The 20,837-nt window shown below is 72.2% G+C and carries 17 protein-coding genes and 1 tRNA gene; 12 read left to right on the top strand and 6 right to left on the bottom strand.

Annotated elements, in window-relative coordinates; translation table 11 throughout:
* Positions 1 to 10: 10 nt before the first annotated feature.
* Positions 11 to 2,512: a sensor histidine kinase KdpD gene (locus AB0L89_RS31780; protein ID WP_365148655.1), complete on the top strand. Its 2,502-nt coding sequence runs from the start codon at positions 11 to 13 to the stop codon at positions 2,510 to 2,512.
* A gap of 76 nt (positions 2,513 to 2,588) precedes the next feature.
* Here the strand turns inward: AB0L89_RS31780 and AB0L89_RS31785 are convergent.
* Positions 2,589 to 2,676 (bottom strand) — tRNA-Leu (locus AB0L89_RS31785).
* Between the two features lie 188 nt (positions 2,677 to 2,864).
* Here AB0L89_RS31785 and AB0L89_RS31790 point away from each other — a divergent pair.
* The 3 genes from AB0L89_RS31790 to AB0L89_RS31800 all read left to right on the top strand — a co-directional run bounded on the left by AB0L89_RS31790 (position 2,865) and on the right by AB0L89_RS31800 (position 5,566).
* Positions 2,865 to 4,190 carry a M20/M25/M40 family metallo-hydrolase gene (locus tag AB0L89_RS31790; RefSeq protein ID WP_365148658.1) on the top strand — a complete coding sequence of 442 codons (1,326 nt, stop codon included), beginning with the start codon at positions 2,865 to 2,867 and terminating at the stop codon, positions 4,188 to 4,190.
* Positions 4,191 to 4,380: 190 nt separating this feature from the next.
* Positions 4,381 to 4,614 (top strand): chaplin, encoded by a 234-nt coding sequence (locus AB0L89_RS31795; protein WP_055702555.1) that lies wholly within the window; start codon positions 4,381 to 4,383, stop codon positions 4,612 to 4,614.
* A 139-nt stretch (positions 4,615 to 4,753) separates the two neighbouring features.
* The gene (locus tag AB0L89_RS31800; protein WP_365148660.1) at positions 4,754 to 5,566 is read left to right on the top strand and encodes a chaplin family protein; all 813 of its coding nucleotides are present in this window, start codon (positions 4,754 to 4,756) and stop codon (positions 5,564 to 5,566) included.
* Positions 5,567 to 5,662: 96 nt separating this feature from the next.
* Here the strand turns inward: AB0L89_RS31800 and AB0L89_RS31805 are convergent, their stop codons facing one another.
* On the bottom strand, positions 5,663 to 5,851 hold the full coding sequence (locus AB0L89_RS31805; RefSeq protein WP_055702557.1) for a DUF5703 family protein: 189 nt from the start codon (positions 5,849 to 5,851) through the stop codon (positions 5,663 to 5,665).
* Positions 5,852 to 5,898: 47 nt separating this feature from the next.
* Here AB0L89_RS31805 and AB0L89_RS31810 point away from each other — a divergent pair, with 47 nt between their 5' ends.
* Entirely contained in the window at positions 5,899 to 6,642 is a 744-nt protein-coding gene (locus AB0L89_RS31810; RefSeq protein WP_365148663.1) for a hypothetical protein, read from the top strand.
* Between the two features lie 91 nt (positions 6,643 to 6,733).
* On the opposite strand, the gene AB0L89_RS31815 is transcribed toward AB0L89_RS31810, so the two are convergent.
* The gene (locus AB0L89_RS31815; RefSeq protein ID WP_365148666.1) at positions 6,734 to 9,010 is read right to left on the bottom strand and encodes a helix-hairpin-helix domain-containing protein; all 2,277 of its coding nucleotides are present in this window, start codon (positions 9,008 to 9,010) and stop codon (positions 6,734 to 6,736) included.
* Positions 9,007 to 9,987, bottom strand: coding sequence for an aldo/keto reductase (locus AB0L89_RS31820; protein ID WP_365148669.1), 981 nt, complete (start codon positions 9,985 to 9,987; stop codon positions 9,007 to 9,009). Before AB0L89_RS31820 ends, AB0L89_RS31815 begins: the two co-directional genes overlap by 4 nt.
* A gap of 239 nt (positions 9,988 to 10,226) precedes the next feature.
* On the opposite strand from AB0L89_RS31820, the gene AB0L89_RS31825 reads away from it, so the two are divergent.
* Complete coding sequence (locus tag AB0L89_RS31825; protein WP_365148837.1) at positions 10,227 to 11,282, top strand: LLM class F420-dependent oxidoreductase; 1,056 nt, start codon at positions 10,227 to 10,229, stop codon at positions 11,280 to 11,282.
* A 259-nt stretch (positions 11,283 to 11,541) separates the two neighbouring features.
* On the top strand, positions 11,542 to 12,330 hold the full coding sequence (locus tag AB0L89_RS31830) for a ferritin-like domain-containing protein (protein WP_365148672.1): 789 nt from the start codon (positions 11,542 to 11,544) through the stop codon (positions 12,328 to 12,330).
* Positions 12,331 to 12,351: 21 nt separating this feature from the next.
* Here AB0L89_RS31830 and corA read toward each other — a convergent pair whose 3' ends face one another.
* On the bottom strand, positions 12,352 to 13,350 hold the full coding sequence (gene corA, locus AB0L89_RS31835; protein WP_365148840.1) for a magnesium/cobalt transporter CorA: 999 nt from the start codon (positions 13,348 to 13,350) through the stop codon (positions 12,352 to 12,354).
* A gap of 62 nt (positions 13,351 to 13,412) precedes the next feature.
* On the opposite strand from corA, the gene AB0L89_RS31840 reads away from it, so the two are divergent.
* The 5 genes from AB0L89_RS31840 (at position 13,413) to AB0L89_RS31860 (ending at position 20,073) form a co-directional block, all read left to right on the top strand.
* Positions 13,413 to 14,099: a histidine phosphatase family protein gene (locus AB0L89_RS31840; RefSeq protein WP_365148675.1), complete on the top strand. Its 687-nt coding sequence runs from the start codon at positions 13,413 to 13,415 to the stop codon at positions 14,097 to 14,099.
* Between the two features lie 55 nt (positions 14,100 to 14,154).
* The gene (locus tag AB0L89_RS31845; RefSeq protein ID WP_365148678.1) at positions 14,155 to 14,745 is read left to right on the top strand and encodes a DUF3090 domain-containing protein; all 591 of its coding nucleotides are present in this window, start codon (positions 14,155 to 14,157) and stop codon (positions 14,743 to 14,745) included.
* Entirely contained in the window at positions 14,709 to 15,533 is an 825-nt protein-coding gene (locus tag AB0L89_RS31850; protein WP_365148681.1) for an SCO1664 family protein, read from the top strand. Before AB0L89_RS31845 ends, AB0L89_RS31850 begins: the two co-directional genes overlap by 37 nt.
* A gap of 94 nt (positions 15,534 to 15,627) precedes the next feature.
* Complete coding sequence (gene mshC, locus AB0L89_RS31855) at positions 15,628 to 16,857, top strand: cysteine--1-D-myo-inosityl 2-amino-2-deoxy-alpha-D-glucopyranoside ligase (RefSeq protein WP_365148684.1); 1,230 nt, start codon at positions 15,628 to 15,630, stop codon at positions 16,855 to 16,857.
* Positions 16,858 to 17,013: 156 nt separating this feature from the next.
* Positions 17,014 to 20,073 (top strand): NPCBM/NEW2 domain-containing protein, encoded by a 3,060-nt coding sequence (locus AB0L89_RS31860; RefSeq protein WP_365148687.1) that lies wholly within the window; start codon positions 17,014 to 17,016, stop codon positions 20,071 to 20,073.
* Positions 20,074 to 20,159: 86 nt separating this feature from the next.
* Here AB0L89_RS31860 and AB0L89_RS31865 read toward each other — a convergent pair whose 3' ends face one another.
* The gene (locus tag AB0L89_RS31865) at positions 20,160 to 20,762 is read right to left on the bottom strand and encodes a hypothetical protein (protein WP_365148690.1); all 603 of its coding nucleotides are present in this window, start codon (positions 20,760 to 20,762) and stop codon (positions 20,160 to 20,162) included.
* Positions 20,763 to 20,837 lie beyond the last annotated feature (75 nt).

Here is a 20,837-nt window from a genome sequence, read left to right on the forward strand (position 1 = left end):
ACACGCACCCATGGCACGCGGCACACTCCGGATCTATCTCGGCTCGGCACCGGGCGTCGGCAAGACGTACGCGATGCTCTCCGAGGCACACCGTCGCGTCGAGCGCGGCACCGACTGCGTGGTCGCGTTCGTGGAGCACCACGACCGGCCGCGCACCGAGGTGATGCTGCACGGCCTCGAAGTCGTCCCGCGCAGGGAACTGGAGTACCGCGGCGCCCTCTTCACGGAGATGGACCTCGACGCGGTCCTCGCCCGCCGCCCCGCGGTCGCCCTCGTCGACGAACTCCCGCACACCAACGTCCCCGGCTCGCGCAACGCCAAGCGCTGGCAGGACGTCGAGGAACTCCTCGCCGCCGGCATCGACGTCATCTCCACCACCAACATCCAGCACCTGGAGTCCCTCGGCGACGTCGTCGAGTCGATCACCGGCGTCCGGCAGAAGGAGACCGTCCCGGACGAGGTGGTGCGCCGCGCCGACCAGATCGAGCTGGTCGACATGTCGCCCCAGGCGCTGCGCCGCCGCATGGCCCACGGCAACATCTACAAGCCCGACAAGGTCGACGCGGCCCTCTCGAAGTACTTCCGGCCGGGCAACCTCACCGCCCTGCGCGAGCTGGCGCTCCTGTGGACCGCCGACCGCGTCGACGAGTACCTCACCGAGTACCGCGCCGAGCACCGCGTGAAGAGGATCTGGGGCTCGCGCGAGCGCATCGTCGTCGGCCTGACCGGCGGCCCCGAGGGCAGCACCCTGCTGCGCCGCGCCGCCCGCCTCGCGGAGAAGGGCGCGGGCGGCGAGGTCCTCGCCGTCTACATATCCCGCAGCGACGGCCTCACCTCGGCCTCGCCGAAGGAACTCGCCGTCCAGCGCACCCTGGTCGAGGACCTCGGCGGCACCTTCCACCACGTCATCGGCGACGACATACCGTCCGCGCTGCTCGACTTCGCGCGCGGCGTCAACGCCACCCAGATCGTCCTCGGCGTCTCCCGCCGCAAGAGCTGGCAGTACGTCTTCGGGCCCGGCGTCGGCGCGACCGTGGCCCGCGAGTCGGGCCCCGACCTCGACGCCCACCTCGTCACGCACGACGCGGTCGGCACGGGCCGCGGTCTCCCGGCGTCCCGCAGCGCCCGGCTCGGCCGCGCCCGCAGCCTCGCCGGCTGGCTGATCGGCGTCGGGGGACCGGTGCTGCTCACCTTCCTGCTCAGCACCTGGGCACCCGGTGTGGGCCTCGCCAACGACATGCTGCTGTATCTGTCGCTGACCGTCGCGGCCGCGCTGCTCGGCGGCGCCTGGCCCGCACTCGTCTCGGCGGGCTTCGGCTCCCTGCTCCTGAACTGGTACTTCACGCCGCCCCTCGGCAGGCTCACCATCAGCGACCCGAAGAACATCGTGGCCCTCGCGGTCTTCATCGGCGTCGCGGTGTCGGTGGCCTCCGTCGTGGATGTGGCGGCCCGCCGCACGGCCCAGGCGGCGCGGCTGCGCGCCGAGGCGGAGACCCTGTCCTTCCTGGCGGGCATTGTGCTGCGGGGGGAGACGAGTCTGGACGCGCTGCTTGAGCGGGTGCGGGAGACGTTCGCGATGGATTCGGTGGCGTTGCTGGAGCGGGCGGGGGACACGGATCCGTGGACCTGTGCGGGCCGTGTGGGGGACGGGCAGGCGCTGAAGCGGCCCGAGGACGCCGATGTGGACATGCCGGTGGGCGATCACATGGCGCTGGCGCTGTCGGGGCGGGTGCTGCCGGCCGAGGACCGGCGGGTGCTGGCCGCGTTCGCCGCGCAGGCCGCGGTGGTCCTGGACCGTCAGCGGCTGCAGTCCGCGGCGGATCAGGCCCGGACGCTGGCCGAGGGCAACCGCATCCGCACCGCTCTGCTCGCCGCGGTCAGTCATGACCTGCGCACCCCGCTGGCGGGGATCAAGGCGGCGGTGTCCTCGCTGCGCTCGGACGACGTGGAGTGGTCCCCGCAGGACGAGGCGGAGCTGCTGGAGGGCATCGAGGACGGCGCGGACCGGCTGGAACACCTGGTGGGCAATCTCCTGGACATGTCCCGGCTGCAGACCGGGACCGTCAACCCGCTGATCCGCGAGATCGACCTCGACGAGGTGGTCCCGATGGCCCTGGGCGGCGTACCGGAGAACAGCGTCGACCTGGACATCCCGGAGAACCTGCCGATGGTCACCGTCGACAAGGGGCTCCTGGAGCGGGCCGTGGCCAACATCGTCGAGAACGCCGTGAAGTACAGCCCCGACGGCATCCGCGTCCTGGTCTCGGCCAGCGCCATCGGCGACCACGTCGAACTGCGCGTCGTGGACCGCGGCCCCGGCGTCCCCGACAGCGCCAAGGACCGCATCTTCGAACCCTTCCAGCGCTACGGCGACGCGCCCAGGGGTGCCGGCGTCGGCCTCGGCCTCGCCGTCGCCCGCGGCTTCACGGAGGCGATGGACGGCACGCTCACGGCCGAGGACACCCCGGGCGGCGGCCTCACGATGGCGCTGACCCTGCGGGCCGCGGTCTAGCGGGCGGGCGGTGGTCCGCGGACCACCGCCCGCCGGACCAACGCGAAAGACCCCAGTCGATGACTGGGGTCTTTACTGGTGTCCGAGGGGGGACTTGAACCCCCACGCCCGATAAAGGGCACTAGCACCTCAAGCTAGCGCGTCTGCCATTCCGCCACCCGGACAAGGTGTCTGTCTTCGCGGGGTGTTTCCCGCGGCGACACAGAGAACATTACCAGGCTTCAGGGGGTACTCGATCACCCCGCCCGTCCCCTGTGAACGGCGCATTGCGACACCCGCCCGCCCTTGGGCCCGTGGCGTCGGAGAGAGAGGATGAAGGGGACCACCAGCAGCGAATGCGGGAGGAGCCAGCGTGAGCGGGTCCAGCACGGGCAAGGCCGTCACCGGTGAGGACGAGGTCGTCGACCTCTGTCGCGAACTGATCCAGATCGATACGAGCAACTACGGCGACCACTCGGGCCCGGGGGAGCGCAAGGCCGCCGAGTACGTCGCGGAGAAGCTCGCCGAGGTCGGGCTCGAACCGAAGATCTTCGAGTCCCACCCCGGCCGGGCCTCCACCGTCGCGAGGATCGAGGGCGAGGACCCCTCGCGGCCCGCGCTCCTCATCCACGGCCACACGGACGTCGTGCCCGCCAACGCCGCGGACTGGACGCACCACCCCTTCTCGGGCGAGATCGCGGACGGCTGCGTGTGGGGCCGGGGCGCCGTCGACATGAAGGACATGGACGCGATGACCCTCGCGGTCGTCCGCGACCGGCTGCGCACGGGCCGCAAGCCCCCGCGCGACATCGTCCTCGCCTTCCTCGCGGACGAGGAGGCGGGCGGCACGTACGGCGCGCGGCACCTCGTCGACAACCACCCCGACCTCTTCGAGGGGTGCACGGAGGCGATCAGCGAGGTCGGCGGCTTCTCCTTCACCGTCAACGAGAACCTGCGCCTCTACCTCGTCGAGACGGCCCAGAAGGGCATGCACTGGATGAAGCTGACCGTGGACGGCACCGCCGGTCACGGTTCGATGATCCACAAGGACAACGCGATCACCGAGCTGTCCGAGGCCGTCGGGCGCCTGGGGCGCCACAACTGGCCGATCCGCGTCACCAAGACGCTGCGCCACTTCCTCGACGAGCTCGGGGACGCCCTGGGCACCGAGCTCGACCCGGAGAACATGGACGAGACGCTCGCCAAGCTCGGCGGCATCGCCAAGCTCATCGGCGCCTCCCTGAAGAACACCGCCAACCCGACGCAGCTCGGCGCCGGTTACAAGGTGAACGTGATCCCCGGGCAGGCCACCGCGCACGTCGACGGCCGCTTCCTGCCGGGCTTCGAGCAGGAGTTCCTCGCCGACCTGGACCGGATCCTCGGCCCGAACGTCCGGCGCGAGGACGTGCACGCGGACAAGGCCCTGGAGACCACCTTCGACGGCGCGCTCGTCGACGCCATGCAGAGCGCGCTGCGCGCCGAGGACCCGATCGCCCGCGCCGTGCCGTACATGCTCTCCGCCGGCACGGACGCCAAGTCCTTCGACGACCTCGGCATCCGCGGCTTCGGCTTCGCGCCGCTGAAGCTGCCGCCGGAGCTGGACTTCGCGGGCATGTTCCACGGCGTCGACGAGCGGGTGCCGGTGGACGGCCTGAAGTTCGGTGTCCGGGTCCTTGACCGGTTCATCGACGCGTCCTGACGCGATTCGGCCAGGGAGCGCCCGGTCATCAGCCGCTTTGCGTGCTGAAACGACACTCCAATAATCGTCAGCGCGTGCGTACTTGACTGAAAAGAGTGAAAGGAACCATAGGCTCGTAGCCCCATAACTTTCTCCTCGTTACAGGTGATGCAGTCCGCGGCTGGGACTGCATTGCCAACAAGGAGGAATAATGATCAAGAAGGTCGTCGCTGCTGTGGCTGCCACTGGTGGTCTCGTGCTCGCTGGTGCGGGTGTCGCCGCTGCCGACGCCGGTGCCCAGGGTGCCGCCGTGAAGTCCCCCGGCGTTGTCTCGGGCAACGTCATCCAGGTGCCCGTCCACGTGCCGGTGAACGCCTGCGGCAACACGGTCTCCGTGATCGGGCTGCTGAACCCCACCTTCGGCAACACCTGCATCAACAAGTGACGTTGTTGTGCCTCACCCCTTGAGGGTCTGAGTCCGTTCGGCCCCGGAGCGCGCGCCATGCGCTCCGGGGCCGACGGGCATTCCACGTCGGGGTCACCGGGCCCGGACGTATTCCGGAAGGTAGAAGGCAGGGACAGCTATGCGACAGGTCACGCGCAAAGGCCTGATCACCGTGGCGGCCGCGAGCGGCGTACTCGCCGTGACCGGTGGCTACGCACACGCGGACTCGGGTGCCAACGGGAGCAGCTCGAATTCCCCCGGCGTACTGTCGGGCAATTCCGTCCAGGTTCCCGTTGACGCTCCGGTCAACGTGTGCGGCAACACCGTGAATGTCGTCGGGGTCCTCAACCCCGCGATGGGCAACAAGTGCGCCAATTCCTCCCAGGGCGGGGGCGGCGGTTCGCACAAGCCCTCCGGCGGCGGCTCCAAGGCGCACGGTCACACCAGTGACTCGCCCGGCGTCGGCTCCGGCAACAACGTGCAGGTTCCGGTCCACGCGCCGGTCAACGTCTGCGGCAACAGCGTCACCATCGGCGGCCTCGGCAACGCGGCCATGGGCAACGACTGCGCCAACGGCTCCGACGGCTCGGTGACCCCGCCCGGCGGAAAGCCCCCGACGGGACCCGAGCACCCGGGCAAGCCGGAGCACCCGGGCAAGCCCGAACAGCCGGGCAAGCCCGGCAACCCCGATCACCCCGGGAAGCCGGGGAAGCCGGGGAATCCGAACACTCCCGGCAAGCCGGGCAGTCCGAACAACCCCGACAAGCCGATCTCCTCGGACGACCGTGCCCTGCCGAACCACCCGGGCACGCAGAACGTCGCCCAGCCCGCGGGCACGTCGCGCCTCGCGGAGACGGGCAACGAGGTGCCGCTCGGCCTCGCGCTGCCGGTGGGGGCCGGGGCGCTGCTCGCGGGCGCGGTGCTCTACCGCAAGGCGCGGGCGAACGCCTGAGTCGCCCCGAGCGCGAGCACACCGAACGGAGCGGGCCCCGCCGTCGCGGGGCCCGCTCCGTTTCCCCGCTCTTCGTTCAGGCTCCCCCGTCCCCGGTCACCAGGTGGCTCTCACCTGGCGGATGATCCGTCGCTTCAGCCGCACCCTGCGGCTGCCGTCGCGGTGCAGGCTGAGACGGTCCAACTCCCAGTGTCCGTACTCCGCATGGTCCGTCAGCAGGCGCGTGGCTTCCTTGCGGGTGACCCCGCGCGGTACATACACGTCGACAAATTCGTATTCCGGCATCGCATCTATTGTGCGGGCATGGGCCCGGTACGGATAGCGTCTGCACTATGTCTGATGCTGCGCAGCCCACCGCTGCCGAGGTACGCGCCGCCGCCGAGGCGGTCAAGACCGCGCTCGACCGCCACTTGGCCGCGGTCGAACGCAGGTCGGGCGAGGACGACCCGGCCGTCTACGAAGCGTTCAACGAACTCGCCGCCGCGGCCGAGGAGTACGACGAGCTCCTCTACGACCGCTACGACGAGGTCACCCCCTTCGAGATCCCCGGCACCGGCGACCAGCTGCCGCCGTACGAGGGCCCGGAGGAGGCGAACGCGCTGAGCGTGCTGATCCGCCGCGACTACGCCGTGGTGGAGCCGCAGCGACTCCTCGCCCAGGCCCAGCGGGTCGCCGACCTCGACGCGGGCGGCGAGGCGGGTCCCGGCCCCGCCGACACCGTGCACGGCGCGCTCGGCGTCCTCTTCGGGGAGTTCGAACCGGACGAAATCGCCTCCCGGCACAAGGAGTTCGGTCTGGAGGAGGGCGACTCCACGCTCTGGGTCACCGCCGCGGACGCCTCCGCCGAGACGGGGGAGTGGCTCGACGCCCCCTTCGACCAGGCCGACCCGCACCGCGTGGTGTGCCGCTTCGACGTCAGCGCGGTCTTCGACGACGAACTGGACGACGACGGCGTCGACGGCCTCGACACGGACGTCGACGACATCGACCCGGGGGTGGCCGTGTCCCTCGACGAGATCGACGAGATCGACGAGGACGAACGGGACGGCAGGGGCGCCACGGGCGTCGGCCGCTGACGGCCGTACGCAGCGCGTTCGCGCCGAATCGCTCCTGCAACCGCCGGGGCCCCTCCTCCTCGGGAGGGGCCCTTGGCCGCGCCGGAAGAGGTCAGGCCGCCGCCGTCGGCACCTGGGGGCGCAGCAGCGTCCCCAGGCGCGTCGTACGGTCCTTCCAGAGGCGCTCGGCCACCGCGCGCGGCAGCTCCTGCCCCACGCCCTGGACGACCGACAGATGCCGCTCCGCGCGGCTGAACGCGGTGTAGACCCACGGTCGGGTCAGGACCTGCGCCGCGTCGCCCGGCAGCACCACGACCGCGGCGGGCCAGCGCAGCCCCGTCGCCTGGTGCGCGGTGAGCGCCCAGGCGTGCCGCACCTCCTGCTCCACCCGCTCCTTGCCCACGACGACGGGGGCGCCGTCGCACTCCAGGTGCAGCCCCTCCGCGTCGGCCCGCACCACGCGGCCGAGCGTCGTGCGCCCCGGCGCGGGGGAGTGGGCGACGCGGTCGCCGGGGTCGAAGCCGCCGAACCGCCCCGGGCCCGGGTTCAGCCGCTCCTTCAGCGCGGCGTTCAGCGCGCGCGTGCCCGCGGCGCCGCCGTGGCCGGGCGTGATGACCTGGGTCTGCTCGGCGGGCACCCCGATCGCCCGCGGCACCGAGTCCGCGACGAGCTGCACGGTGCGGTGGATCGCCTCGGCGGCGTCACGCACCGGGACCAGGACGACCTCCTTGCCGGGCGCCTCGACCTCGGCCAGCTCGCCGATGCCGATGCCCGACGTCAGCTCGCCGATGGGGCCCGGGTCCGGGGTGCGCGAGACGACCTGCGGGCAGCAGCGGGCGGCGACGAGGTCGGCGAAGACCCGGCCCGGACCCGCCGACCACAGCACGCCGGGGTCGCCGGCGAGCACCAGACGGGCGCCGTCCGGCAGGGACTCCACGAGCATCGCCGCCGTCTCCACGTCCAGCTGCGGCGCGTCCAGGACCACGAGGAGGTCGAGCGCGAGCGCGCCGTCCGCGTCGCGCCCGGGGCCCTCGGTCCCGGAGAGCAGCCCCGCCACGGTCACCGCGGTCTGTGCCGAGCCCGTCGCGGCGGCGAGGCGGCGGCGTCCGTCGGCGCCGTGGGCCGCGGCGCACACCCGCAGGCCGAGCCCGGCCGCGGCGCTGACCAGCGCCGCGGGCTCCGCGCGCGACTCCTCGCCGCCGGAGTGCAGCACCAGGCCGTGCCCGGCGACGGCGCGGATCAGCTCGGCCGCGGACCCCGAAGCCCGCGCGGCGGAGGCCTCCCAGTCGGCGTCCCGCGGGCCCGAGGCCTCGTCCTTCGAGAGGGAATTGATCACCCGGGCGAGGCCGTCGGCGAGGCTCTCCTCGGCCAGGGCGTACCGCTCCAGGCCGATCAGGACGCGGACCGGGCGCTCCGGCTCGGCCTCCTCGCCGTCCTCGCCCGCCGCGCCCGCGCCTTCGCCGTCGGCGCGCTGGACCGGCACCTCGGCCCCTTCGAGGGCGTCCTGGAAGACCAGGGCGTCGCCCTCCGCGAGCGCGCTCTGCACGGCCTCGTCGGGCTCCGGCACCCCGTACCGCCCGAGGGCCGCGGTCAGGGCCGGGGCGTCGAGCGCCGTGTGTCCCGCGACGGCGGCCTGTTCCAGGAGCCAGACGGTGACCGCGCGGCCCCTGCGCTCGTCGGCGGGCCCGCACTCCGCGCCGAGCAGCGCCCGCGCGAAGCCGTCGGCCTGCTCGGGCCGCACTCCGGAGACCCGCAGCAGCTGCCAGGGGTCCGTGCGCAGCTGCTCCTCGGCGTCCTCGCCGAGCGCGGCGGCCGTCCGGTCGGCGAGCGCGGCCGGCGCTCCGCCTTCGGTGAGCACGGCACGGACCGCGTCGACGGTCCGCGCGGCCGGGGCCGGCGCGGCCTGCGGCGGGCGCACGGGCTCGGGGGCGGGGGAGGGTGCGGCCTTGCGCGGCGCGGGCTCCGGCTCCCGGAAGGCTCCGGCGACCGGCTTCTCGCCGCTCTCCACGGCCCGCACGGCGGCGAGCAGGTCGGCCGCGGTCCCGCTCAGCTTGGTCCCGGCGTCGATCGGCCCCTGCTTGGCCGCCTTGCGCTGCTCGATCCGCTCGCGCAGCTCGCGCTGGGCCGCGATCTCGGCCTCGGTCTCGGACAGCTCGGTGCCTTCGGCGGCATCCGCAGCGGCACCTTCCGCCGCGCCGTCACCGTCGCCCTGGCCCTCGCCCTCGCCCGCGTCTTCGTCCGCGTCTCCGTCCGGGCCGGGCGCGCCCTCGCCGTCCGACACGCCGTCGGCCTCGGCCTCGGCGGTGGCGCCGGATGCGGTGTCCGGCGCGGCCTCGGCCTCCGGCGTCCCCGGCGCGGCTTCCTCCGCGGCAGCGGGTTCCGTACTCACAGCGTGCTCCAGTCGTGATCGGGATAGCGGTGCACGGGCGCCGACACGTCGTCGAGCGCCTGGCAGATCTCGTCAGGAAGACTAAGGGTCTCCACTGACAATGCGGCCGTGAGCTGCTGCGCGTTGCGCGCGCCGATGATCGGGGCCGTCACTCCGGGGCGGTCGCGCACCCAGGCGAGGGCGACGTGCAGCGGGCTGGTGGCGAGGCCGTCGGCGGCCGTCGCGACCGCGTCGACGATGCGGCCCGCCGTGTCGTCCAGGTACGGCGCGACGAACGCGGACATCTGGTCGGAGCCGCCGCGCGAGTCGGCGGGCGTGGAGTGACGGTACTTCCCCGTCAGCACGCCCCGGCCGAGCGGCGAGGAGGGCAGCAGCCCCACGCCCAGGTCGACGGCCGCGGGCAGCACCTCGCGCTCCACGCCGCGCTGCAGCAGGGAGTACTCCATCTGCGTACTGGCCAGGCCGGTGCGGGTGCCCGGGTGGGCCAGCTGCCAGGTGGCGGCCTTGGCGAGCTGCCAGCCGCAGAAGTTGGAGACCCCCGCATAGCGGGCACGCCCGCTGGTGACGGCTATGTCGAGCGCCTGGAGCGTCTCCTCCAGAGGCGTGTCCGGATCGAAGGCGTGCACCTGCCACAGGTCCACGTGGTCCGTGCCGAGGCGGGCGAGCGAGGCGTCCAGCGCGGAGAGCAGGTGACCCCGAGAGCCGTCGAAGCGGCGCTCGGGGTCCGGCACGCTGCCCGCCTTGGTCGCGATGACCAGATCGCGCCGGGGCACGAGCCGCTCGATCAGGCGCCCGAGCAGATACTCGGCCTCCCCGTCGCCGTACACGTCGGCGGTGTCGACGAGGGTGCCGCCCGCCTCCCAGAACACCTTCAACAGGTCGGCGGCGTCGTTCTCCTCGGTGTGACCCCAGGTGAGGGTGCCGAGTCCGATGCGGGACACGCGCAGGCCGGTCCGGCCGAGATGCCTCTGCTCCATGGGCGCTGAGATTACTGGCCGGGCTCCCGTGACGGGCGAGCCTGTGGACAAACCAGCGATTATGGATAACTCGGCCACCGGTTCGAGGGAAGGCGCCCCCGCGCGCCCCCGCGCCCTCCCGCCGCGAAGGAGGGCGAGGGCCCCTCTCGTCCCGCCCGTCACTGACGGATCCGCCGCCGCGCGCTACAGTCCCCGGCACAGGGACGTTACTCATGAGTACATCGGTTAGGGGATCGGCCATGCAGCTCGGGATCAACCTCGGCTACTGGGGCGCCGGGATGGACGCGGACAATCTCGCCGTCGCCAAGGAGGCCGACAAGCTCGGCTACGCGGTCTGCTGGGCCGCCGAGGCGTACGGCTCGGACGCCGCGACGGTGCTCTCCTGGGTGGCCGCGCAGACCGAACGCATCGACATCGGCTCCGCGATCTTCCAGATCCCGGCCCGGCAGCCCGCGATGACCGCGATGACGGCGGCCACCCTCGACTCGCTCTCCGGCGGCCGCTTCCGCCTGGGCCTCGGCGTGTCGGGCCCGCAGGTCTCCGAGGGCTGGTACGGCGTGAAGTTCGACAAGCCGCTGGCCCGCACGCGCGAGTACGTCGAGATCGTGCGCAAGGCCATGACCCGCGAGCGCCTCTCCTACGAGGGCGAGCACTGGACGCTGCCGCTGCCCGGCGGCCCCGGCAAGCCCATCAAGCTGACCGTCCACCCGCAGCGCGAGCACATCCCGCTCTATGTCGCCGCGATCGGCCCCAAGAACCTGGAGCAGACCGGCGAGATCGCCGACGGCGCCCTGCTGATCTTCCCGGCCGCCGAGCACCTGGAGGAGACCGCGATCCGGCATCTGCGCGCCGGGCGCGAGAAGGCCGGCAAGACGATGGAGGGCTTCGACGTCGTCCCGACGCTGCCGCTCGCCGTCGGCGAGGACTCCCAGGTGGGCGCGCTCGCCGACATGTTCCGGCCCTACACCGCGCTGTATGTCGGCGGCATGGGCAGCCGCAAGCAGAACTTCTACAACCAGCTCGCGCAGCGCATGGGGTACGAGAAGGAGGCCGCCGAGATCCAGGACAAGTACCTGGCGGGCGACAAGGAGGGCGCGGCCGCCGCGGTGCCGCAGCAGCTGATCGACTCGACGACCCTGCTCGGTTCCGTGGACCGGATCGCCGACCGGATGCGGGCCTACGCCGCGGCCGGCGTCACCACGCTCACCCTGGCCCCCGCGGGCTTCACGCTGGACGAGCGGCTCGCCTCGCTGCGGGCCGGCACGGAGGCCCTGGAGCGCGCCGGACTGGCGTAGCCGGGGGCCGCGATCGCGCAAACGGGATCGCCCAGGAGGAAGAGAAGGATTTCTGCGGCCGTGGTGGGGGCTCGGGGGGTCTTCCCCGCCACGGCCGTCACGGGGAACAACGCGTCACGGGGCCCGCGGTTACGGCCTCCGGGGCGGTCGGCGTCCTTCGTTCGGCGGAGCTGACTTGTACAGCTGTTGCCCTGTCGTGAACCTCGCACTTGACTATTTCTTTGCGGAGGTTCGCACACAGGGCATGGAGGTGCCAGTGATGCTTTCGGCCAGGACTGTCTTCGAAGAGATCCTCGACAACGACGAGTCGTTCCGGCTCTTCTGCTCCATCGCGGCCAGTGGTGAGGCCCAGGGCGGCTGGGAGAACGGCCGCATCGCCGCCCTCGTCCCCGAGGGCGAGCGGGCGCTCGCGCCCAAGATCGCCCGGCACGGCGCCGACGAGGACAAGCACGGCAGGATCTTCCACGCCCTGATGAAGAAGCGCGGCCTGCAACCGGTCGACATCCCGCACGAGACCGACTACACCATGCTCCTGGAGAGGCACGGCATCGGCCTCGCGCACGAGCAGCTGAAGGCCGAGCAGCCGCTCACCGTGCAGGACATCGTCACGTATCTCGCCCACAGCAGGGTGACCGAACAGCGGGCCTCCGAGCAGATGCGGCTGCTCCTCAAGTACTTCGCCGACCACCCGGACATCGGGCGCGCGGTGCGGATGATCTCCCACGACGAGGACAACCACCTGGCCTACTGCCACGAGGAGCTGCTGCGCTTCGCCCGCGCCGGACACGGCCACGCCATCCAGCGGACCCTGCGCGAGTGCGCGCTGGCCGAGATTCGCGTCTACCGCGACGTGAGCCTCGCCGTGATGGACCACATGGGCCGCATCCTCCGCTGGTCCCCGGCCAAACGGAAGCTGCTCGCCGCCGGCATCCACGCCGTGTACGGGTACGAGCGGCTCGGCGGCTGGCGGCGCATGGTGTCCCTGCGGATGCCCGAGCGGCGCGACGCCCTGGGCGGGCCCGCGGCGGCGGCCCCCGAGTTCGCCTGAGCCGGGAGCCCGGCCCGCGCGCTAGAGCCAGCCGCGGCGCTTGAACATCCGGTACAGGCCGACCTCCAGGAGGACCATGAGGACGATCACCGCGGGGTAGGCCCACCACCAGTGCAGCTCGGGCATGTGGTCGAAGTTCATGCCGTAGACCCCCGCGATCATCGTGGGGACCGCGGCCATGGCCGCCCACGCCGAGATCTTCCGCATGTCGTCGTTCTGCCGCACGCTCATCTGCGCCAGATGCGCGGACAGGATGTCCGACACGAGCCGGTCCAGACCCTCCACCGACTCGTTCACGCGCGTCAGGTGGTCGTAGACGTCCCGGAAGAAGGGCTGTGCCGATTCGTCCACGAACGGCACGGCGGGACCGAAGGGGCCCGCTCCGGACAGGCGGGCCACCGGCAGTGCCAACGGGCCGGTGGCCCGCCGGAATTCGAGGATCTGCCGCTTGAACGTGTAGATGCGGGACGCCGTGTTGCGCGAACCGCCGCCGTCCGGCGAGAAGACCTCCGTCTCCAGGACCTCCAGGTCGGCCTGGAGCTCGTCGGCGACCTCCAGATAGTGGTCCACCGAGGCGTCGGCGATCGAGTACAGGACCGCCGTCGGGCCGTGTCTGAGGACGTCGGGGTCGGCCTCCAGACGGTGGCGTACGACGCCCAGCGGCGCGCCCTCGCCGTGGCGGACGGTCACCACGAACGAGTCGCCCACGAAGACCATGACCTCGCCGGAGGAGACGGCGTCGCTGTCCGGCTCGTACACGACCGGCTTGAGGACCATGAACAGCGAGTCGTCGTAGACCTCCAGCTTGGGCCGCTGATGGGCCTTGAGGGCGTCCTCCACGGCCAGGGGATGCAGCCCGAACTCCTGGCTGACCTTGTCGAACTCGGTCTCCGTCGGCTCGTGCAGACCGATCCACACGAACGCGTCCCCGGCCGCCCGTGCCTCGTCCAGGGCATCGGAGAAGTCCTCGGGGCCCTCGGTCCGTCGCCCCTCGCGGTAGATGGCGCAGTCGACGATCACACCGCGCATTCTTCCCAACCTCCACACCGGACGCACCTCCTCGGGCGCTTAGGCTGAACCGCATGCCCACGCTGATCCTCGTCCGCCACGGACGCTCCACCGCCAACACCGCGGGCCTGCTCGCCGGGTGGACCCCCGGAGTGGCCCTCGACGAGCGCGGCGCCGCCCAGGCCGCCGCGCTGCCCGAACGGCTCGCCCCGCTGCCGATCTCCGAGGTCGTCACGAGTCCCCTGCAGCGCTGCAGGGAGACCGTGGCGCCGCTGCTCGCCGCCCGCCCCGGACTCCAGGCGCACACCGAGGACCGCATCGGGGAGTGCGACTACGGCGACTGGTCGGGCCGCAAGCTCGCCGAGCTCGCCGACGAACCGCTGATGGAGGTCGTCCAGCGGCACCCCTCCGCCGCGGCCTTCCCCGGCGGCGAGTCCATGCGCGCCATGCAGACCCGGGCGGCCGAGGCGGTCCGCGAGTGGAACGAGCGCATCGAGCGCGAGCACGGCGAGGACGCCGTGTACCTGATGTGCTCGCACGGCGACATCATCAAGTCGCTCGTGGCCGAGGCCATCGGGCTCCACCTCGACCTGTTCCAGCGCATCTCCGTGGAACCCTGTTCCGTCACCGTGATCCGCTACACACGGCTGCGCCCCTTCCTCGTACGCCTCGGGGACACCGGGGACTTCGCCTCGCTGGCGCCGCGCGAGCAGCCGTCCGGCAGCGATGCCACGGTGGGGGGCGGTGCGGGCGCACCGTGATCGTCACCCGCAGTAGGGTGAAGCCGACTTGCAGTCGAATCAATGGAGACAGGACGTGTCCCGTCAGGTGTTCCTCTACGACCCGCCCGAGCGTTTCGTCGCGGGAACGGTCGGGCTGCCCGGACGGCGTACCTTCTTCCTTCAGGCCTCCGCGGGCATCAGGGTGACCAGCGTCGCCCTGGAGAAGACCCAGGTGGCCGCGCTCGCCGAGCGCATGGAGGAGCTCCTCGACGAGGTCGTGCGCCGCAGCGGGGGCAGTGCCGCCGTGCCGGCCGTCGCGCCCGCCGAGATCTCCGACAGCGCGCCGCTCGACTCCCCGGTGGAGGAGGAGTTCCGCGTCGGCACGATGGCGCTCGCCTGGGACGGCGCGGAGGAGCGGATGATCGTCGAGGCCCAGGCCCTCGTCGAACTGGACGCCGAATCCGAGGACGACCTCGCCGAGGCCGAGGAGCGGCTCCTCCAGGACGAGGAGAACGGCCCGCCGATGCTGCGCGTCCGGCTCACCGGCGCGCAGGCCCGCGCCTTCGCCAAGCGCGCCCTCGACGTCGTCAACGCCGGCCGCCCGCCGTGCCCGCTGTGCAGCCTCCCGCTCGACCCGGAAGGACACGTATGCCCGCGCCAGAACGGATACCGGCGGGGAGCGTGACCGTCCGGGATTCCGTCGAGCTCCTCACCCGCGGGGAGCTGACCGTGCGCGGGCGGATCCGCGAGGCCTCGAACGCGGTGCTCTACTGCACGGTCGCGTACGACGGCCGGGAGGCCGCCTGCGTCTACAAGCCCGTCGCCGGGGAGCGCCCCCTGTGGGACTTCCCCGACGGCACGCTCGCGCAGCGCGAGGTCGCCGCGTACGAGGTGTCGCTGGCCACCGGCTGGGACCTCGTGCCGCCGACCGTGCTGCGGGAGGGGCCGCACGGCGAGGGCATGTGCCAGCTGTGGATCGAGGACTCCGGCGACGCCGAGCTGCTGGCCCTGGTCGACGGCGACGAGCCGGGCGAGGGCTGGAAGGCGATCGGCCTCGCGCAGGTCGACGAGGAGCGCACGGCGCTGCTCGTGCACGCCGACGACGTGCGGCTGCGGCGGCTCGCCGTCCTCGACGCGGTGATCAACAACAGCGACCGCAAGGGCGGCCACCTGCTGGCCGCCGACGGCCGCCTCTACGGCATCGACCACGGGGTCACCTTCCACGCCGAGAACAAGCTGCGCACGCTGCTGTGGGGGTGGGCGGGGGAGCCGCTGACCGACGAGGCGGTGGAGGTCCTGCGCGCCCTGCGGGACGGGCTCAAGGAAGGTGCCGCGCTGGCCGAGCGGCTCGGCGGGCTGATCACCGGCGCGGAGACCGGGGCGCTGCGCGCGCGGGTGGCGGCGCTCCTGGAGTCCGGCCGGCACCCGGAGCCGTCCGGTGAGTGGCCCGCCATTCCCTGGCCACCGGTGTGAGCGCACCGGCCGCGGGGCCCCGCGGCGCTGTGATCCGTACGCGGATGTAGATCCCCACTCGTATACGGACGCCCCGTCCGGTTACGCTCATGGCATGCATGCCTGGCCCGCTTCTGAGGTCCCCGCCCTTCCTGGCAAGGGCCGCGACCTCCGGATCCACGACACCGCGACCGGCGGACTCGTCACCCTCGACCCCGGTCCCGTCGCCCGTATCTACGTCTGCGGCATCACCCCGTACGACGCGACCCACATGGGTCACGCGGCGACCTACAACGCGTTCGACCTCGTGCAGCGCGTGTGGCTCGACACCAAGCGGCAGGTTCACTACGTCCAGAACGTGACCGACGTGGACGACCCGCTCCTGGAACGCGCCAACCGCGACGGCAAGGACTGGGTCGAGCTCGCCGAGGGCGAGACCGCCCTGTTCCGCGAGGACATGACCGCGCTGCGGCTCCTGCCGCCGAAGCACTACATCGGAGCCGTCGAGGCGATACCCGGCATCGTGCCGCTCGTCGAGCGGCTCCGTGACATGGGCGCCGCCTACGAGCTGGAGGGCGACGTCTACTTCTCCGTCGAGTCCGACGCCCACTTCGGGGAGGTGTCCGGGCTCGACGCGGCCGCCATGAAGCTGCTCTCCGCCGAGCGCGGCGGCGACCCGGAGCGGCCGGGCAAGAAGGACCCGCTCGACCCGATGCTCTGGATGGCGGCCCGCGAGGGCGAGCCGAGCTGGGACGGCGGCAGCCTGGGCCGCGGCCGGCCCGGCTGGCACATCGAGTGCGTGGCCATCGCCCTCGACCACCTGGGCATGGGCTTCGACGTGCAGGGCGGCGGCTCCGACCTCGCCTTCCCGCACCACGAGATGGGCGCCTCGCACGCCCAGGTCCTGACCGGCGAATTCCCCTTCGCCAAGGCGTACGTCCACGCCGGCATGGTCGCCCTGGACGGCGCGAAGATGTCCAAGTCCAAGGGCAACCTCGTCTTCGTGTCGAAGCTGCGGCGCGACGGCGTCGACCCGGCCGCGATCCGCCTCGCCCTGCTCGCGCACCACTACCGCGCGGACTGGGAGTGGACGGACGCCGTCCTGGAGGAGGCCGTCGAGCGGCTCGGCCGCTGGCGCGCGGCCGTGTCCCGTCCCGACGGGCCCGCCGCCGAGGCGCTGGTCGAGGAGATCCGCGACGCCCTCGCGAACGACCTGGACGCGCCGACGGCGCTCGCCGCGGTCGACCGCTGGGCGGCCCGCCAGGACGCGGAGGGCGGCTCGGACGAGGGCGCCCCCGGTGTCGTGTCCCGTGCCGTGGACGCGCTTCTTGGCGTGGCCCTGTAGCGGTTTTCCTCGCTGAGGTCGATCGCCCTGCGGGCTCGTCCTCACACGCCGGACGGGCTCACACCCCGTCACCCCGAATGGGCCGCTCCGGAAATCCAGGAGCGGCCCATCAAAGTCCATGGCCGTGGGGGCCGTTGACGCGCTAGACCTCCGCCCATGAGATCTCCCACGCGCTTCAGATCGGTGGCCGCGGCCGCCCTCCTGGGCCTTCTGGCGGCGTTCGCGGGGCCCGGCGGCGGTACCGCGCGGGCCGCCGACGAACCCGCGACCACCGTCGGCGACGTCACCGGATTCGCCCACGAAGGCGCCGTCTACCGGCTGTCCGCGGGCGCCGCCGAGGCCCGCGTCAGCTTCGTCTCGCCCAAGACCTTCCGGCTCGAACTCGCCCCCGACGGCACGTTCACCGACCCCGCGGGCAAGGACATCGTCCTGCCGCAGGGGAAGGCGCCGCGCACCACGTGGGCGGACAAGGGCGACCGTTACGAGCTGAGCACCTCCGAGGTGACGCTGCGCGCCTACAAGTCGCCGCTCCGCTTCGCCCTGTACCGCGCCGACGGCAGCCGCGTCTGGGCCGAGTCCCAGGGGCTCTCCTGGACGAAGGACGCCACGACGCAGAGTCTGGCGCGCGGTGCCGACGAGCAGTTCTACGGCGCGGGGATGCAGAACGGCCGCGGCAACACCTCGCACCGCGGCAAGAAGGTCGAGGTCGGCGTCGACTACGAGTGGGACGACGGCGGACACCCCAACTCCGTGCCCTTCTACCTCTCCTCGGCGGGGTACGGCGTCTTCAGGAACACCTACGCGCCCAACACCTACGACTTCGCCGAGCCGGTGACCGCCACCGCGAAGGAACAGCGCTTCGACGCCTACTACTTCGCCGGGAAGGGCGACGACGCGGCCAAGGACGTCATCGGGCAGTACACGAAGCTGACCGGCAAGCCCTTCCTGCCGCCGATCTACGGCATGGAGATCGGCGACGCCGACTGCTACCTGCACAACGCCAACCGCGGCGAGCGCCACACCTTGGACTCCCTGAAGGTCGCCGACGGCTACGTCGAGCACGACATGCCCAACGGCTGGATGCTCGTCAACGACGGCTACGGCTGCGGCTACGAGAACCTCGCCGAGACCTCCAAGGGCCTGGCCGAGCGCAAGATGAAGATGGGCCTGTGGACCGAGGACGGCCTGGAGAAGATCGCCGACCAGGTCAAGGCCGGCCAGCGCGTCGCCAAGCTGGACGTCGCCTGGGTCGGCGACGGCTACAAGAAGGCGCTCGACGGCTGCAAGGACGCCTACCGGGGCATCGAGGACAACAGCGACGCCCGCGGCTTCACCTGGGCGCCGGAGAGCTGGTCGGGCGCGCAGCGCTGCGGCGTGCAGTGGTCCGGCGACCAGAGCGGCAGCTGGGAGTACATCCGCTGGCAGATCCCGACGTACGCCGGGGCGACCATGTCCGGGCTCGCCTACACGACGGGTGACGTCGACGGCATCTTCGGCGGCAGCCCCAAGACGTACGTACGCGACCTGCAGTGGAAGATGTTCCTGCCCGTCACGATGACGATGGACGGCTGGGCCGCCAGCGACAAGCAGCCCTTCCGCCAGGGCGAGCCCTACACCTCCATCAACCGCAGGTACCTGAAGCTGCACGAGTCCCTGCTGCCCTACCTCTACTCGTACGGGCACGAGGCGACCAAGACCGGCGTGGGCGCCGTGCGACCGCTGGCCCTGGAGTACCCGGACGACCCGAAGGCCGCGACCGACGCCGCCAAGTACGAGTTCCTGTCCGGCGAGGACTTCCTCGTCGCGCCCGTCTACAAGGACACCACCACCCGCGACGGCATCTACCTGCCCAAGGGCACCTGGACGGACTACTGGAGCGGGCGGACCTACCGGGGGCCGACCACGGTCGACGGCTACAGCGCGCCCCTGGACACGCTGCCGCTCTTCGTCCGGGGCGGCGCGACCGTGCCGATGTGGCCGGGCGGCATCCGGTCCTACGAGGACCGCAAGGCGGACTCGCCGCTCGCCTGGGACATCTACCCGCAGGGCACCTCGTCCTTCGAGCTGTACGAGGACGACGGCGTGACCCGGCAGCACCGCGCGGGCGAGTATGCCGTCCAGCGTGCCGACGTGAGCGCGCCGCGCTCCGGCGCGGGTGACGTGCGGGTGCGGATCGGCGCGAGCAAGGGCGGGTTCGCCGGGAAGGCGGACGCGCGGCCCTACGCGTTCACGCTGCACACCGGGGACGCGCCGAGCCGCGTGGAGCTCGGCGGGCACCGGCTGCCGCGCCTCGCGTCGAAGGCCGCGTACGACGGCGCGCGGCAGGGCTGGTTCTACGACCGGGACGACCGCGGCGGCGTCGTGCGGGTGAAGACCACCGCCCAGCGCACCGACCGGTCCTTCGAGCTGAGGCTCGACGACACGAGCGCCGTCGGCGGTGCCGTGCCCGGCGCCCCCGCCACCGTCGGGGTTCCCGCGGGCCAGGAGCTCGGCGCGGGCACGCCGGGGAAGGTCGCCGTCGACGTCACGGCCGGCACCCGGGACGCCACCGGCGTCGAGGTCGGCGTCGACGCCCCCGAGGGCTGGACCGCCGGCACCGTGCGGACCGGCCGGATCCCGGCGGGCGCCACGCGCCGCGTCGAGGTGGCGCTCACCCCGGCCAAGGGGGCGGAGCCCGGCGAACAGCCGCTGACCGCGACCGTCCGCCACCGCGCGGCCGGGCAGGAGCGCACGGCCGTCCAAAGGTTCGCGCTCGGCGTGATGCCCCAGGCGCCGGACCAGGACACCTGGGCGAGCGACATGGTGTGGCTGAAATCCACCAACGGCTACGGGCCCGCCGAACGGGACCGCAGCAACGGAGAGTCGGGCGCCGAGGACGGCCGCACGCTGACCCTCGCCGGTAAGACGTACGAGAAGGGGATCGGCACGCACGCCGACTCCGTCATCGAGGTCTATCCGGGCGGCCGTTGCTCGCGGTTCACCGCGGACGCGGGCATCGACGACGAGATCAACGGCTACGGCGAGGTGGCCTTCTCCGTCGAGGCCGACGGCAAGGTGCTGTGGACCTCGCCGAAGGTGACGGGCGCCTCGGCGACCGTGCCGGTGGACGTCGACGTGAGCGGCGCGCGGCACGTGGAGCTGAAGGTGACGGACACCAACGGCTCCAAGAGCGGGGACCACGCGGACTGGGCCGCGGCCCGGTTCAGCTGCGCCTGAGCGGACAGGGAGCGGCGCCGGGCGGGAAGGACTCCGCCCGGCGCCGCCGTCTGTTCACGCGAGGAGAGGATCGCGTGCCCCTGCCGCTACTTGGTGACGACGATGGCCAGCAGGTAGCCCGGGTTGTTGGTGTCGTAGTACCCGATCACCTGCTGCCCGAAGGCGAACGCTTCCTGGACCTCGTCGTGGGTCTGCGGGTTCGGGTTGATGAACGCGCGCCAGGCGTTGTTGACGTGCAGATACAGGGTCGACGCCTGGCCGGGCAGCGGCTGGACGACGTCCCAGAACGCCGTCGCGACGTTCGAGGTCAGCGCCTGGGTGCTGATCTCGGGCGCCTGCGCCTGCGGGACCTGCTCCTGGCCGAACTGCTCAAGCAGCTGCTGGAACGGCTGCTGTTGGCCGAGCTGCTGGAGCTGCTGGCGCAGCTGCGGCGGGACCTGCTGGATGCCCTGCTGGCCCGGCATGCCCTGCTGGCCCTGGATGCCCATCGAGCTCTGGATGCCCGAAGGAACCTGCATGCCCTGCTGGTGGCCGTACTGCTGCTGGCCGTACTGCTGCGGCGGGGACGTGCTCGGGCTCTGCTGCCGCTGGCCGTACTGCTGCTGGCCGTACTGCTGCGGCCCGTACTGCTGGCCGTACTGCTGTCCTTGTTGCTGGCCCAACTGACTCATCTGCGGGGTGGTGCTCATGCGGGTGCCACCTTCCCTCAATGGTTGTGGTGCTTCAGCAGTGCTGGACGTGCTGGTCGTTCCGGTCGTGCTGGT

Source organism: Streptomyces sp. NPDC052114, from assembly GCF_040680155.1.
Classification (GTDB): domain Bacteria; phylum Actinomycetota; class Actinomycetes; order Streptomycetales; family Streptomycetaceae; genus Streptomyces.